12 protein-coding genes are annotated in these 14,191 nt (G+C 75.8%); 8 read left to right on the top strand and 4 right to left on the bottom strand.

Annotated features, from left to right (window positions below):
- Both ABEB07_RS29765 and ABEB07_RS29760 read right to left on the bottom strand, forming a co-directional pair.
- Positions 1-1,349, bottom strand: a 1,349-nt coding sequence (locus ABEB07_RS29765; RefSeq protein WP_345671180.1) for an AAA family ATPase, incomplete at its 3' end; no start/stop codon positions are given.
- A 227-nt stretch (positions 1,350-1,576) separates the two neighbouring features.
- On the bottom strand, positions 1,577-3,757 hold the full coding sequence (locus tag ABEB07_RS29760; RefSeq protein WP_345671179.1) for a M4 family metallopeptidase: 2,181 nt from the start codon (positions 3,755-3,757) through the stop codon (positions 1,577-1,579).
- A 246-nt stretch (positions 3,758-4,003) separates the two neighbouring features.
- On the opposite strand from ABEB07_RS29760, the gene ABEB07_RS29755 reads away from it, so the two are divergent.
- The 3 genes from ABEB07_RS29755 (at position 4,004) to ABEB07_RS29745 (ending at position 6,781) form a co-directional block, all read left to right on the top strand.
- Entirely contained in the window at positions 4,004-4,321 is a 318-nt protein-coding gene (locus ABEB07_RS29755; protein WP_345671178.1) for a hypothetical protein, read from the top strand.
- A complete protein-coding gene (locus ABEB07_RS29750; protein ID WP_176150493.1) occupies positions 4,318-4,731 on the top strand; it encodes a hypothetical protein in 414 nt (137 codons plus the stop codon). The genes ABEB07_RS29755 and ABEB07_RS29750 overlap by 4 nt, the downstream gene beginning before the upstream one ends.
- 259 nt (positions 4,732-4,990) lie before the next feature.
- Positions 4,991-6,781, top strand: coding sequence for a beta-ketoacyl-[acyl-carrier-protein] synthase family protein (locus ABEB07_RS29745; RefSeq protein WP_345671177.1), 1,791 nt, complete (start codon positions 4,991-4,993; stop codon positions 6,779-6,781).
- 190 nt (positions 6,782-6,971) lie between these two features.
- Here the strand turns inward: ABEB07_RS29745 and ku are convergent, their stop codons facing one another.
- Positions 6,972-8,024 carry a non-homologous end joining protein Ku gene (ku, locus tag ABEB07_RS29740; protein ID WP_345671175.1) on the bottom strand — a complete coding sequence of 351 codons (1,053 nt, stop codon included), beginning with the start codon at positions 8,022-8,024 and terminating at the stop codon, positions 6,972-6,974.
- Positions 8,025-8,130: 106 nt separating this feature from the next.
- Between ku and ligD the strand changes: the two genes are divergently transcribed.
- Positions 8,131-9,012 (top strand): non-homologous end-joining DNA ligase, encoded by an 882-nt coding sequence (ligD, locus tag ABEB07_RS29735; RefSeq protein WP_176150490.1) that lies wholly within the window; start codon positions 8,131-8,133, stop codon positions 9,010-9,012.
- Positions 9,013-9,061: 49 nt separating this feature from the next.
- On the opposite strand, the gene ABEB07_RS29730 is transcribed toward ligD, so the two are convergent.
- The gene (locus tag ABEB07_RS29730; RefSeq protein WP_345671174.1) at positions 9,062-9,901 is read right to left on the bottom strand and encodes a nuclease-related domain-containing protein; all 840 of its coding nucleotides are present in this window, start codon (positions 9,899-9,901) and stop codon (positions 9,062-9,064) included.
- A 101-nt stretch (positions 9,902-10,002) separates the two neighbouring features.
- Here ABEB07_RS29730 and ABEB07_RS29725 point away from each other — a divergent pair, with 101 nt between their 5' ends.
- From ABEB07_RS29725 to ABEB07_RS29710, 4 genes are all read left to right on the top strand, one after another.
- A complete protein-coding gene (locus ABEB07_RS29725) occupies positions 10,003-10,509 on the top strand; it encodes a protein-tyrosine phosphatase family protein (RefSeq protein WP_345671173.1) in 507 nt (168 codons plus the stop codon).
- A 148-nt stretch (positions 10,510-10,657) separates the two neighbouring features.
- Positions 10,658-11,434 carry a hypothetical protein gene (locus ABEB07_RS29720; protein WP_345671172.1) on the top strand — a complete coding sequence of 259 codons (777 nt, stop codon included), beginning with the start codon at positions 10,658-10,660 and terminating at the stop codon, positions 11,432-11,434.
- Complete coding sequence (locus ABEB07_RS29715) at positions 11,431-12,762, top strand: HAMP domain-containing sensor histidine kinase (protein WP_345671171.1); 1,332 nt, start codon at positions 11,431-11,433, stop codon at positions 12,760-12,762. The genes ABEB07_RS29720 and ABEB07_RS29715 overlap by 4 nt, the downstream gene beginning before the upstream one ends.
- 514 nt (positions 12,763-13,276) lie before the next feature.
- Positions 13,277-13,771 carry an SH3 domain-containing protein gene (locus ABEB07_RS29710; RefSeq protein WP_176150486.1) on the top strand — a complete coding sequence of 165 codons (495 nt, stop codon included), beginning with the start codon at positions 13,277-13,279 and terminating at the stop codon, positions 13,769-13,771.
- Positions 13,772-14,191: the final 420 nt, after the last annotated feature.

Here is a 14,191-nt window from a genome sequence, read left to right as displayed (position 1 = left end):
GCGTCGGCGAGCCGGGCCGCGACCGCCGGGTCGGGGCCCGCGGCGCGCCGGGCGAGGCGGTGGGCGCGCTCGGCGGCGTCGTCGGACGCGTCGGCCAGCGCGCGGTGCGCGGCCGCCCAGTCCTCGTAGGGTGTCTCGGCCGCCAGTACGATCGGGGTCAGCGGATCGCTGAACCTCAAGGTCGCGTGGCCTGAGCCCTGCGGGCCGGTGAGGAGGCCGTGCCGTACGCAGGTGTCGATGTCGGCCGCGGCGTCGGGGCGGCCCGCGCGCCGCAGCAGTTCCACGGTGGGGCGGGCGGCGGCGGCCGCGGTGACCAAAGTCCGGCGGGCGCGGGCGGGCAGGGCGTCGGCCCGGTCGAGGACCCGGCGGCGCAGGCGGTCCGGTACGGGCAGCGGTTCCGCGCAGTCGGGCGGCTCCGCGCCCGGGGCGCGGACCCGTTCGTCGAGGGCGGCGCCGAGTTCCAGCGCCGTACGGGGGTTTCCGCCGCTGGCGTGGTGCAGGCGGGCGAGAAGCGGCCGGGGCCAGGGCGGCTGGTCGTGCGCCTCCAGCAGCTCGGCGATCTCGTGGGCGGTCATGGGCGGTACGGCCACGCGGCGCACCGGGCGCGGGCACAGGTCCTGGGCGCTGTCGGGGCCGTAGGGGCGGTTGGGCGCCGCCGACGTCAAGGGGGCGCCGGATCCGGCGGGTGTGTCCGGCGGGCCGTCCGTGCGCAGGGTGGCGAGGACGGGCGGGGCCCCGTCGCCGCGCCGGGAGAGGAAGTCGAGGATCTGCGCCGTGGGCGGATCGAGCCACTGGGCGTCGTCGACGACCAGCAGCAGCGGGGCAGCGGTGGCGAGCCGGGCGAGGACCTTGCGCACGGCGATGCGCAGGACGAGCGCGGCGTGCCCGGTGACGGGTGCGGTGCCCGCGGGCGGTGCGGTGCGCAGCAGGGCGGCTTCGAGTACGGCGCGTTCGTGGGCGGCGAGTGCGGCGAGGGCGTCGTCGGCGACCGGGGCCAGCAGGTCGATGAGGCCGAGGAAGGGGGTGTCGCGCTCGGCGGGGGCGGGCGAGCAGCGCAGCACGCGGTGGCCGCGGGCGCCGAGGTCGGCCGCGAGCTGGGCGGCGAGGGTGGTCCTGCCGATGCCCTCCGGGCCGGTGAGCAGGACACCGCCGGAGCAGGTCAGGTGGGTGCGTACGGTGTCGCGCAGGGCGTCGCGTCCGACGGCGGGAGGTCGGGGGCCGGCCGGTTCGGCGGCGGGCGGCAGGGGGGCAGCTGGTTCGGCGCCCGGCGGGGTGGTCGGCGCGGCGCCCGGCGGGGTGGTCGGCGGGATGGTCGGCTCGGCTCCCGGCGGGGTGGTCGGCTCGGTCATCGCAAGCCCTCCCGGAGACAGCCCTGTTCACGTGTCGGAAGCCAGTGCCGATCATGAACCTGCCATGTTCGTGGTGCCGCGCCGAATTTAGGACCGGCCCTCGGGAAAGGTCAAGACCAATCGAGGCGCTGGACGCGATCGGGGCGTTGGACGCGTACGTCCCCCGGGCATGACGACCGGGCCGCCGGTCTCCCCCCGACGGCCCGGTCGCGTACGCGGCGGCGGCCTCAGCAGGCCCCCGCGTCCTTCCAGACGGCCCAGGAGCCGGGCGCGCCGGGCTCCGCGCCGGTCGAGTACCACTGCGAGGTCCACTTGTGGCCGTTGTAGGAGACCTGGTCGCCCGGCACGTAGCCGGTGGTCGCGCTCCAGGCCGGCAGGTTGCCGCAGCCCTGCGGGGGCGGGGTTCCGCCGCCGGTGATCGTCCAGGTGAAGGAGGCGGTGCCGGTGGCGTTGTCGGTGTTCTTCGCGGTGACCGTCACCGACGAGGTGCCGGCCGTGGTCGGGGTGCCGGTGATCCGGCCGGTCGTGGCGTCGATCGACAGTCCGGCGGGCAGGCCGGTCGCGCTGTAGGTGAGTGCCTTGCCGCCGGGGTCGCTCGCCTGGATCTGGAGGGAGACCGCGGTGCCGACGACGCCGTTCTGGTTGCCGGGATTGGTCACCGAGGGCGCGCCCGGCTGGCTGGTGCAGGTGCCCGGCACGGGGTCGGCGCCGGTGACGCTGACGGCCGTCCAGGCGGCGGCGACGGCGTTGTACTCGGCGCAGTGCGCGCCGTAGAGGTCGGCCGCCGCGCGCAGCGAGTCGGTGCGGGCCTGGTGGTAGTTCTCGCTGCTGTTGGCGTAGGAGGCCAGCGCCTTGTACCAGATCTTGGCGGCCTTGTCGTTGCCGATGCCGGTGACCGTGGAGCCGTCGCAGGTGGGGCTGTTGCCGTAGCCGTGCTCGCCGCTGCCGACGGCCAGCAGGAAGAACCAGTGGTTCAGCGGGCCCATCGAGTAGTGCGGGTCGAGGCCGCCGTTGCCGCTGGTCCAGCAGTTGGGCGACTGGCCGTCCAGGGACGGGTTGTACATGTAGCGCAGCGGGCGGTTGTCGCCGTTGATGTTGATCAGCTCGCCCATCGTGTAATCGGGCGTGTCCACGGGGTTGTTGGCGTAGAACTCCACCATGGTGCCGAAGATGTCGCTGGTGCCCTCGTTCATGCCGCCGGTCTCGCCGGTCTCGTCCCAGCCGGTGAGGGCGCCGCTGACGCCGTGGCTCATCTCGTGTCCGGCGACGTCGAGTTCGACCAGCGGGCGGGCGTTGCCCTGGCCGTCGCCGTACGTCATCTGGGTGCCGTCCCAGAAGGCGTTGACGTACGCGTTGCCGTAGTGCGTGCGCGACGGCACGCCCCGCCCGTCGCCGAAGATGCCGTTGCGGCCCTGGACGTTCTTGTAGTAGTCGAACGTCTTCGCCGCGCCGTAGTGCGCGTCGACGCCCGCGGAGGCCGGGTCGCTGGTGGCGCCGTTGCCGAAGGTGCCACTGGTGCTGGTGAAGACGCTGCCGGTGCCGCTGGTGGCGTGGTTGAGGTTGGTGGTGTAGCCGTTGCCGTGCGCCGGGTCCTGGAGGGTGTAGCCGCTGCCGGACTGGGTGACGTCGAGGGAGACCCGGCCGCTGTAGATGGACTGGCCGGTGCCGGCGGCGGTGGGGGCGGCCGCGGTGGCGGTGCGGGGCGTGGCGGCGGTGCGTCCGGCCCCGGCGGTGGCCGTGCCGGCCGCGAAGGTGTCCACCTCGTCGCTGGTCCGTACGACCGCGCCGGTACGGGCGTCCACCAGCACGTGCAGCCGGCTCGGTGTCTGGTCCGGGCGCACTCCGCCGACGACCGTCTCCCAGACCAGGGTGGCGTGCGCGCCGTCCAGCTGTACGGCCAGGTGGGCGGCGGAGACCGAGTCGACGCGGCCGTCGAAGGCGGCCCTGGCCTCCCGCGCCGCGCGGGCGGCGGTGAGTTCGGGCGCGGTGGAGACCGCCGCCGAGGTCCTGGCGCCGGTGGCCAGCGACTCGTAGCCGCCGTCCCGCTTCAGGCGTACGACGACGTCGCCGCCGTAGGCCGGCAGCCCCTTGTAGGTGCGGTCGAAGCGGACGGTGGCGGAGCCGTCCCGGTCGACGACCAGGTTGCGGACCGAGAAGGCGTCCCCGTCGCTCTTGTGGGCGGGGCCCGGGTGGGCCGCCAGCGCCTTGCGCGCGTCGGTCACGACGCGGTCGCGGACGGCGGGGGTCGGGTCGGCCGTGTAGGGGGCCGCGGCGAAGACTCCGGCGCCGGCCGGCGCGGGGGTCCGGTGCGGCGCGGGGGCCGCCGTGGCGGCGGGCAGGGCTACGGCGGACGCGGACACGCAGGCCAGAGCGACCGTCAGGAGTCTCGCGGCTCTTCGTATGTCCATGGGGCGGGGAGTTCCTTTCACCTCGTGCGGCGAGTGGGCCGGCGGCCGCGCCGCCCGTGGGCGGAACCGCGCCGACGCACGAGTGTCGGGAACCGGCGCTCCGGGCGGCCAGGCACTGCGCCGAGGGAGAGGGGTTTCCCTATCCGGGCCGGCCGCGTGCGGAATCGGGGCCGCCGCGTGCGGACGGCGGCGGCCACGGCGCCCTGTCGCGTTGCCGGACGGGCGCGGTCCGGGGATGCTGGGCCGATGCCAGGACAGCGGAAGCGCGGACGCGCGCGCGAGCGGGCCGCCGCGCGGCGGCCGGCCGCCGGTAAGGAACTCGGTACGGCTCTCGGCGCGGAGCTCGGTACGGAACTCGGCGCTGGGCGCTGGGAGGTCGTTCTGGAGACCGAGGACCGGGCGCGGTTGCGTGACCGCCTGCGCGAACTGGGCGCCGGCGGGGCGGGGTTCGACCCGGCGGCCGTCCGCGTCGACACGCTCTGCGGACGACTGGCGCGGCCGACCGTCCACCGGCTGAGCGTGTTCGTGCCGGAGGACGCCGGCGGGCGGGCGGCCACGGCGTGACGTTGCTGCCGGTGTTCGCGGGGCTCGTGCTCTGTCTGGTCGGGCTGCGCGGACTGCTGGGCCGTCCGACGCCGCACGTGGCGGTGAAGGCCGTCGTGCTGCTGGCGGTGCCGGTCGGCGCGCTCGCGTGGCTGTCGGTCGTGACGGCGGCCGACTACGTCCTCTTCCCGGACACCGCCCCCTGCCCCCGGGAGCCGTACCGGGTGGGCGTCATCGGCGGCGGCGCGGTGACCGGCGTCTCACGGACGTTCCCGCCGCGGGCCTACTGCGCCTGGGAGGACGGGACGACGTACGAACTCGCCACGGGGAGCGAGTTGGTGTTCTGGGTGTGCTTCGGCGTCGTGGCGGTGGCGCTCGGCGCCGGTCTGTGGCGGGCGCTGCGCGATCCACTGGCGCTGGTGCGCCGGTAGGAAGGACCGGCCCGCGCCGGGCGGTGTGGCGGGGGTCTCACCCCGGCGTGGCGGCGAGCGTGAGTGAGCCGGCGCACATCCGGGCCGGGGGCGCGCCTCAACTCGGGTGCTGTTCGCGTGCTTTGCGGGTATTCGTACAGGCGTCCTGTTTGGGACCCATATCTACTTCCGTAGTTTTTCGGACCTTTGCCCGTTTCACTCTTTCTGGTCCGCATTGCGGCAGTTGGGTCACAGGAAGCAGCCAGGAAGAAGTACGGGTATGTCCTTTTCGTCCGAGATGCCAGAAGTCCCCATCGATCCCCACCCGGTGACCGCCGAGGAGCTCGTCCCCGGCGATCTCGTCGCGCTGACCCGGGAGGCCGCCGGACAGCGGCGATGGCGTGCCGTGATGCACACCCTGCCCGAGTCGCCCGGGACGATCCGCCTCACGCTGCGGCCGCCGCTCGGCGGAGTGGACCGCGACGAGGTACTGCGGCGCGGCCAGGAGGTGATCGTCGCCGGGCGGCGCACGGACGTGGCGGCGGTGCCGTCCGTGACCTCGCCCCGGCTGGACGCCGTGGAGTTCCGCGACGGGGACACCGTCACGCGGCTGCGGGCCGTCGATCCCGAGGGCGTCGAGGTGACGTACCGGCGGCGGTGGGGCGTGTGGCACCGTGACCTGGAGTCCCGCACCTCCGGGACGGTCCCGGACGACACGGTGCGGGGGTGGGCCGCCGACGCCGACCGGGCCGGGTACGTCGTACGGCATCACGCGCGGCCGGCCCGCGAGCCCTCGCCGGTCGTGCCCCGGCGGGTGGTCGTCACCGGCCTCGGCGCCCTCACCCCGCTCGGCGCGGGAGTGCCCGAACTGTGGCGGGGACTGCTCGAAGGGCGGCACGGCATAACGGAGTTGGCGGACGAGGAGTTCGCCGGACTGCCCGTGCGGACGGCGGGCACGGTGCCGGTGGACCCGGCCGCGCTGCTGCCCCGGGCCGCGGCCCGGCGGATGAACCGGTCGGCGCAGTTCGCCGTGCTCGCCGCCCGTGAGGCGTGGCGCGACGCCGGCTTCGCCGACGGCGGCACCCGGGAGAGCGGGCTCGACCCGGAGCGGGTCGGAGTGAGCCTCGGGGCCATCCTCGGGGACGCCTCGGTGCTGGTCGGCGGGGACCGGAAGCTGCGCGAGAAGGGGCCGCGCGCGGTGTCCCCGCTCACCACGCCGATGACCGTGCCCTCGCAGGCCGCCTCCCAGGTCTCCCTCGACCTGTGCGTCACCGGCGAGGCCCGCACCGTGACCAGCGCCTGCGCCTCCGGCACCGAGGCCATCGGGCAGGCGATCGACCGCATACGGTACGGGCGCGTCGACGTCGCCCTGGCCGGTGGCGCGGAGGCGGTCGTCACGCCCGCGATCATGGCGTCGTTCGCCGCGATGCGGGCCCTGTCCGGGCTCGGGATCGAGGACGGCGCCTCGCCGTCACGGCCCTTCGCCCGGGACCGCGCCGGGTTCGTCAACGGCGAGGGGGCGGGCCTCCTCGTCCTGGAGGCCGAGGAGCACGCGCGGGCCCGGGGCGCCCGGATCTACTGCGAGGCCGCCGGGTGGGGGCTGTCCGCCGACGCCTACCACATGGCCGCGCCGGACCCCGGTGGCGGCGGCGTCGCGCTCGCGCTGCGGCGGGCGGTGCGGGACGCGGGCGGGTACGTGGTGGACGTCGTGCACGTCAACGCGCACGCCACCGCCACGGTGGAGGGCGATCTCGCGGAGGCGGTCGCGCTGCGGGCCGTGCTCGGCGGCGGCGCGGGGGCAGGGGTTCCGGAGGTCCCGGTGACCGCGCTCAAGGGGCACCTCGGGCACCTCCAGGGGGCGGCCGGCGGGGTCGAGGCCGTGGCCGCCGTGCTCACCCTGCACCACGGGGTCGTACCGCCGACCGTGGGGTGCGCGGAGGTGGACGAGGACATCGCCCTCGACGTGGTGACCGGCGCCCCGCGCCCGCTGCCGGCCGACGGCGACCTGGTCCTCAGCAACTCCTTCGGCTTCGGCGGCCACAACGCGGTGCTGGCGCTGCGGCGGGTGTAGCTGGTGCGGGGGGGCACGGGGGCGGGTCCGGAAGACGGGCGGCGGCCCCGCGGTCGGCGGCCCCGTGTCCGGCGGCCGCCGGCCGCGGGGGCGCGCCGCCCGGACGCGCGCTACGCCGTGCGGACGCTTGTCACGCCGTGCGGGTGCGGGCTATGCCGTACGGGTGCGGGCTATGCCGTACGGGTGCGCGCTACGCCGTGCGGGTGCGGGCGGCCGTCTTCTTGGCCGGGGTCTTCTTCGCGGTGCTCTTCTTGGCCGTGGACTTGGCGGTGGACGCCGTCTTCTTCGGCTCGGACTTCGCCGCGCTCTTCTTCGCCGCCGTCTTCTTCGCGGTCGACTTCTTGGGCGCCGGCTTCTCCTCGGCGGCGCGGTCGGCCTTGCGCCGCGGGAGGTGTCTGACCTCGGCCTCGGCGGCGGGCGCGGCCTCCGGCTCCCGCTCCGCCGTCTCCTCTCCCCCGTCTCCCTCGCCGCGGGACCGCTTGGCGGCCCGCACGCTGTTCTCCAGGGCCGCCATCAGGTCGAGGACCTTGCCGCCGGGGGCGGGTTCCGGGCTCTCGGGCGGCACCTCGCCGGCCGCCTTCGCGGCGATGACCTCCTCCAGGGCCTCGCGGTACTCGTCGTGCAGGTCCGAGAGGTCCACCTCGCCGAGCGTGTCCATCAGGGCGTCCGCGAGGTCCAGCTCCTGGTCGCGCACCTTCACGTCGGTGTCCGGGGCGACGCCCTGCGGGGCGCGGATCTCGTCCGGCCACAGCAGGCCGTGCATGGCGATCACGTCGTCCACGACCCGCAGCATCCCGAGGCGTTCCCGGCCGCGCAGGGCGAACTTGGCGATCGCCACCCGCTTGCTGCGCTTGAGGGCCTCGCGCAGCAGGGTGTACGGCTTGGCGGCGGGGGCGCCGCTGGCGGCCAGGTAGTAGGCGCTCTCCATCTGGAGCGGGTCGATCCGGTCGGCCGGGACGAACGCCACGATGTCGATCGTCCGCGCGGTCGGCAGCGGCAGATGGGCCAGGTCCTCGTCCGTGATCGGGACGATGCTGCCGTCCGACTCCTCGTAGCCCTTGCCGATCTCCCCCTGGGCGACCTCGCGGTCCTCCAGCTCGCACACCTTGCGGTAGCGGATGCGGCCGCCGTCCTCCGTGTGGATCTGGCGGAAGGAGATGGTGTGGTGCTCGGTGGCGTTCATCAGCTTGATCGGGATGCTGACCAGGCCGAACGAGATGGCGCCGTTCCAGATGGATCGCACGGGCGCTACCTTCCGAATCGATGCGGTACGGGAGGTTCGTGGCGTTTTGAGGCGTTCGTAGGTATTCGCAAGTGTTCGCAGTGGTACGTCGTGGTTTTCTTATCGTATGGCACCGATCACGGAGGTGGAGGGGCGGCGGGTCGCGCTCAGCAATCTGGACAAGGTGCTGTATCCGGCGACCGGCTTCACCAAGGGCGAGGTGCTGCACTACTACGCGTCCGTCGCCGATGTGCTGCTCCCCCATCTGCGCGACCGGCCGCTGTCCTTCCTGCGGTATCCGGACGGGGCGGACGGGGAGCGCTTCTTCGTCAAGAACGTGCCGCCGGGTACGCCCGAGTGGGTGACGACGGCGGAGGTGCCCCGGTCGGCGGGGGCGGCACGGATGGTGCTGGTGCAGGATCTGCCGAGCCTGATGTGGGCGGCGAACCTGGTGACCGAGTTCCACACGCCGCAGTGGGTGGCCGAGGCGCCCGGCGAGGCGGACCGGCTGGTCCTCGACCTCGACCCGGGGGCGCCGGCGACGGTGGTGGACTGCTGCCGGGTGGCGCTGTGGCTGCGGGAACGGCTGGCCGGCGACGGGATCACGGCGTACGCGAAGACGTCCGGGTCCAAGGGGCTGCACCTGCTGGCCGCGGTGCGCGGGGCGTCCGGCGAGCGGACCTCGGAGTACGCGAAGGGGCTGGCCGTGGAGGCGGAGAAGGCGATGCCGGAGCTGGTGCTGCACCGGATGACGCGGAGTCTGCGGGCGGGGAAGGTGTTCGTCGACTGGAGCCAGAACGCGGCGCGCAAGACCACCGCGGCGCCCTACACGCTGCGGGCCCGGCGGGTGCCGACGGTGTCGGCGCCGGTGACGTGGGAGGAGGTCGCCGGGTGCGAGGGGGCCGGGGGGCTGGAGTTCCGGGCGGAGGACGTGGCGGGGCGGGTGCGGGAGTTCGGGGATCCGATGGCGGCGGTGCTGGATGCTTCCGGGGCGGCGGAGTTGCCGTGAGCTCGGGGGCGGGCTCTCCCGGAGGGCGCCGCCGCGGCCGGGGGCGGGCTCACACCCGGTTCCAGGTTCTCCTGTCCCGCGCCATAGCGTGCAGGGCGTCCGCGTCCGCCGGTTTGAGGACGCCGCCCAGTCTCGCCAGGGCGGGCAGGGACGCGGCGTCGAGGACGCGCAGGGCTCTGGGCGGGGCGGTGACGAGCAGGCCGGCGGGGTCGGTGAGGGCCAGCAGGGGAACCACCTCGGCGGTCAGGGCGTAGGACGCCCGGGCGGCGAGCGCGCGCAGCAGACGCAGCAGCGGCTCCGGGGCGCGTCGGCCGAGCGTGACCACCGGGTCGGCGATCCGCACCCGCTGCTTGCGGGCGTACAGGCTGTGCACGGCGAACAGGCCGCCCGGCCCGATCACCAGGTGGTGGACGCGGTCGCCGCCGGGCAGCGGGATCGAGTGCAGGGTGTGCCAGCCGGCGCCGTCCAGCCGGTCGAGGGCCCCGCCGACGGTCCGCTCGGCGGTGAGCGCCCGGCGGCGCGGGTCCGGGCGCAGCCGGTGCGCGGGGGCCGGGTCGCGGTCGAGGGCGATCAGCAGCGCCTCGCCGGGGCGGTTCGGCGCGAGGTCGTCGTCCGGGTGCAGGCTCAGCCGGGCCAGGTCGGCGGCGGTGGGCACGGGCGGCGGTCCGACCGCGACCGGTCCGGTGAGGAAGGGGCCGAGGGCTTGGAGCACGTCCTCCCGGTCGGCCTCGCTGAGCAGGTGGACGCGGGCCGCCTCGCGGTCGTACCAGGCGGCGCTCCCGCCGTCCGGGCGGCAGACGTAGAGCCGCTCCTGGCCCTGGTGCCGGCCCGGTACGACGCGCAGGCCGCCCGGGCCGGCCGGTCCGGGTCGTCGACGTGATCCGCTCATGCACCATCACCCCTACGACCATGGGAACAGGGAGGGTGCTGTCAGGGCAAGAACCCGGCTACCGTGGAGGGGCGGTGGGGAGCGGAGTGGGGGAGGCGCCGTTGCGGACCCGCGGGAAGCAGCCCGACGTACCGGCTCCGGACAGCCCGTGGAGCGAGATCGTGCCCGGCCTGTGGATGGGCGGGCACGAGACGCGCACCCGTTCGGGGCAGCGGGAGACGGTCGTCGTGCGCGACGAGTTCGACCTCGTGCAGAGCCTGCTGAGGCTGCCGGGGTACGGCCCCGATCCGGGCGTGGAGCACCAGGTGTGGCCGATTCCCGACGGCCCGCTGGACGGTACGCAGCTGGCCGGGGTGATCCGGCTGGCCGAGGCCGCCGGTGACGCGCTGGACGCGGGCCGCCGGGTCCTGGTCCGCTGCTGGTCCGGCTACAACCGCTCCGGGCTGGTCGTCGGGCACGCGCTGGTGCGGCGGGGATGCTCCGCCGACGAGGCGGTCCGGCTGATCCGCGCCCGCCGCTCGCCCTGGGCGCTGCACAACACGCTGTTCGTCGACTACCTGCGGGCGGGGCTGGCCACGGTCCGGCTGCTGGAGGAACTGTCCGAATAATCGTTTCGTCATTCTGTGCACGCCCCGCACGGTGCGGCGCCCCGTACGCAAAAAGGACTTCCGTACGAATAAGGTGTACGCGCCCCCTGCGTGCCCCATACCCTCCTCACCCTCCTCCATCGCCCGCCCCATCGCCCACCGGAGAGCAGTGTTCCGCAGCCGTCGCCCCGCCCTGGTCACCGCCCTCGTCGCCCTGCTGGTGGGCGCGGCGGCGGGGTGCGGCGACGCTGGCGGCCTGGAGTCGGCCGGCGGCACGCCGACCGCGATCAGCCCGGCCCGGCTCTGGCCCACGCTGCGGCCGGCCGCCAGCCCGGCCTGGCCCTACGACGAGGTGCAGATCGAGACGGTGAAGGGGATCACGGCCCCCGGCGACGACATCCGCAAGGTCGACCCGGCGGCCGTCGTACGGGCCGAGGTCGCCGCGCACCCGGACGACTACACCGCCGCCAAGGCGCCCTACCGCGAGGCGGCGGCCCGGCTGGCGGACTGCGGCAAGCCCGGGGCGGCCGGCGCGCGGTGCCCGGTCATGCGGCCGTACTTCCGTGATCTGACCGGCGACGGGCGCGAGGACATGACGCTCGGCTTCCGGCTGTACCCCACCAACCAGACCGCCGTCCGCGTCTACACCTTCGAGCAGCACAAACTCGTCCAGGTGTTCGCCAACGACGACGCGGTGATCGGCGTGGAGCTGGCCGGACGGGCGGTGATCATCCGCTCGCCGGCCGGGATCGCCGGGTACGAGTACCGCACCACCTGGTCCTGGGACGCGGACCAGCGGGCGATGGTGTTCTCCCGCGACGAGTTCCTGCGCACCGGCCGGCGCAAGCCCACCCGGGCGCACACCCCGGCGGCCACCGCCTCGCCCTCCCCGGTCCCCCGCCCCACCCCGACCCCGGACCTCACGCCCTCCGGGGACACGGGATGAGGGTCGCGCTGCCCGGATGGGCCGGGACCCTGGCCATGAAGGCCGCGGCCTTCATCACGGTGATGTGCTGCGCGCTGGCCGCGCTGCTCGGCATCCTCGTGCACGTCTCGGTGACCGACCAGACCGTCGGCCAGGCCCGCGCGCTCGCGCTGTCCCGGCTGAAGGACGCGACGGACGCGTTCGAGAACGGCGACACGCTGCTGCCGGGCGCGGGCGTGGACCCGCCGGCGCTGCCGGAGTCGCTGCGCCGGCTGGCCGCGCGGGGGCAGCGGGGCACGATGGTCGGCCGGCACGACGGGCGGCCCACGATGTGGGCGGCCGGGCCCGCCGACCACGGCCGGACGCTGGCCGTCGAGGTCGACTACTCGCAGCAGGCCCGCACCATCGCCGGTCTCGACGGGGCCATCCTGTGGTCCTCGGCCCTGGCGATCGGGGCGACGCTGCTGGTCGGCGCGTTCGCGGTGACCCGGGTGACCCGGCGGCTGCACGCCTCGGCGCGGGTGGCCCGGCGGATCACCGCGGGCGATCTGGACGCCCGCGTCAACGACCCGCTGAGCCGCGACCGCTCCCGTCCGCAGGACGAGGTGGCCGCGGTCGCCGCCGCGCTGGACTCGATGGCGTCCTCGCTCCAGGGCAAGCTGCTGGCCGAGCAGCGGTTCACCGCGGACGTGGCGCACGAGCTGCGCACGCCGCTGACCGGACTGCACGCGGCGGCCGAGCTGCTGCCGCCGGGGCGTCCGACCGAGCTGGTGCGCGACCGGGTGGCCGCGCTGCGCACCCTCACCGAGGACCTGCTGGAGATCTCCCGGCTGGACACCGGGCGGGAGCGGCTGGACCTGGACGCCGAGCATCTGAGCACGGTGGCCGAGCGGGTGGTGCGCGCGGCGGGCGGCGGCGCGGGCGACGGCACCCACGTCGAGGTGGTGCGGGACGTGTACGTGGAGACCGACCGGCGGCGGCTGGAGCGGGTGCTCGGCAACCTCGTGGCCAACGCGCACCGGCACGGGCGGGCGCCGGTGGTGGTGCGCGTGGAAGGTCCCGCGCTCAGCGTGCGCGACCACGGCGAGGGCTATCCGGAGTACCTGCTCGCGCACGGGCCGCAGCGTTTCCGCACCGAGGGCGGCGCGACCGGGCACGGACTGGGGCTGACCATCGCGCTGGGCCAGGCGGAGGTGCTGGGCGCGCGGCTGGACTTCGCCAACGCGCCGGACGGCGGGGCGGTGGCGACGCTGACACTGCCGCGGCGACCGCCGGGCGGCGAGCCGGCCGGGGCCGCCCCCACGCGACCGCCGGGCGGCCCGACCGCCGGGGACGACGCCTCGCGATAGCCGGGCGGCCAGGCGGTCGGAGACGACGCCTCACGACCGCCGGATGCCGGGCGACGAAGACGACCCCACGCGACCGCCAGGCGGCCGGACGACCGGGGACGACGCCTCGCGATAGCCGGGCGGCCGGTCGGTCGGGGACAACGCCTCGCGACCGCCGGACGACCGGGAACGACGCCACGCGACCGCCGGATGGCCGGGCGACGGAGACGACCCCACGCCACCGCCAGGCGGCCGGACGACCGGGGACAACACCTCGCGACCGCCGGATGGCCGGGCGACGGAGACGACCCCCACGCGACCTCCAGGCCGGCCGGGCGGCCGAGGACCACCCCGCTCGCTGGCCCGCCGCGTCCGCCGGGCCCGCATCGGCGCCGCGCAGACGCCTCCGCCCGTGGGGACGCGCGGCCCCGATGGCGCAGTGCGGCGGGCATCGCGGGGGCGCCGCTCCTAATGTGGCGGTTAGTCAGATTCGTCCGCTCATGGCGGGCTTCGCCACCTCAGGTGGAGGTTCTTCATGTCCCTGCGTTCCCCCCTCACCCGGCTGGCCGTGGCGGCGGCGGCCGGCGTCCTGGCGGCCGCGGCGGCCGTCGTGCCCGCCGTCGCCGACGACGGCCGGGGCGGCGCCTCGGGTCCCACACCGGCCGGCGGCACGGCCACGCCGAGCGCGGGCAGCACTCCGGCCGCCCCGGGCAAGGGCGCCGCGACCGGCACGCCCGCCGCGACCGCCGGTGCGCAGACCGTCGTGCCCGCCGGTACGGACCCGGCCGGCACCCGCTTCTACCGGGGCCGCGTCACCGCGCGCGGCGGGCTGGCCCTGCGCTCCCGCCCGGACCGGGGCAGCCGGGTGTTGCGGGTGGCGCGGCCGGGCGAGGTCGTCTGGATCTACTGCAAGACGCCCGGCCAGAGCGTGCAGGGCAACAACGTCTGGTACCTGCTCGCGGACGGCACCTGGGCGTGGGGCGCGGCCCGCTTCATCGACAACATCGGGCCCGCGCCGCGCTGGTGCTGACCCACCCGGCGGGCGGGGCGCCCGTGCCCGGCGGGTCTCGGCCATGACCGAGGCCGAGACCACGGGCACGCCCGCAACCACCGGCGCGCCCGGAACCACCGGCACGCCCCGAACGCCCGGCGCGCCCGGAACCACCGGCACGCCCGGAGCAGCCGGACCCCCCGGGACCCACGGAGCCGCCGCAATCACCGGCCCGCACGGAGCCACCGGAGCCACCGGAGCCACCCGAGCCACCCGAGCCGCCGGAGCCACCCGAGCCGCCGGACCCCACGGAGCGGCCGAGACCACCCGGCTCCTCGCAGCCACCGGAACCGCGGAAGGCCGCGGCAGCCCGGGGAACCCCGACCGCCTCGAAAGCCCCGTGGCCGCCGCCGGGACGGCCGCGGCGGGCGCCGGGACGGCCGCGGCGGGCGCCGGGAC

Source organism: Streptomyces similanensis (assembly GCF_039543625.1).
GTDB lineage: Bacteria > Actinomycetota > Actinomycetes > Streptomycetales > Streptomycetaceae > Streptomyces > Streptomyces similanensis.
This window is presented reverse-complemented; position numbering and strand designations above follow the sequence as displayed.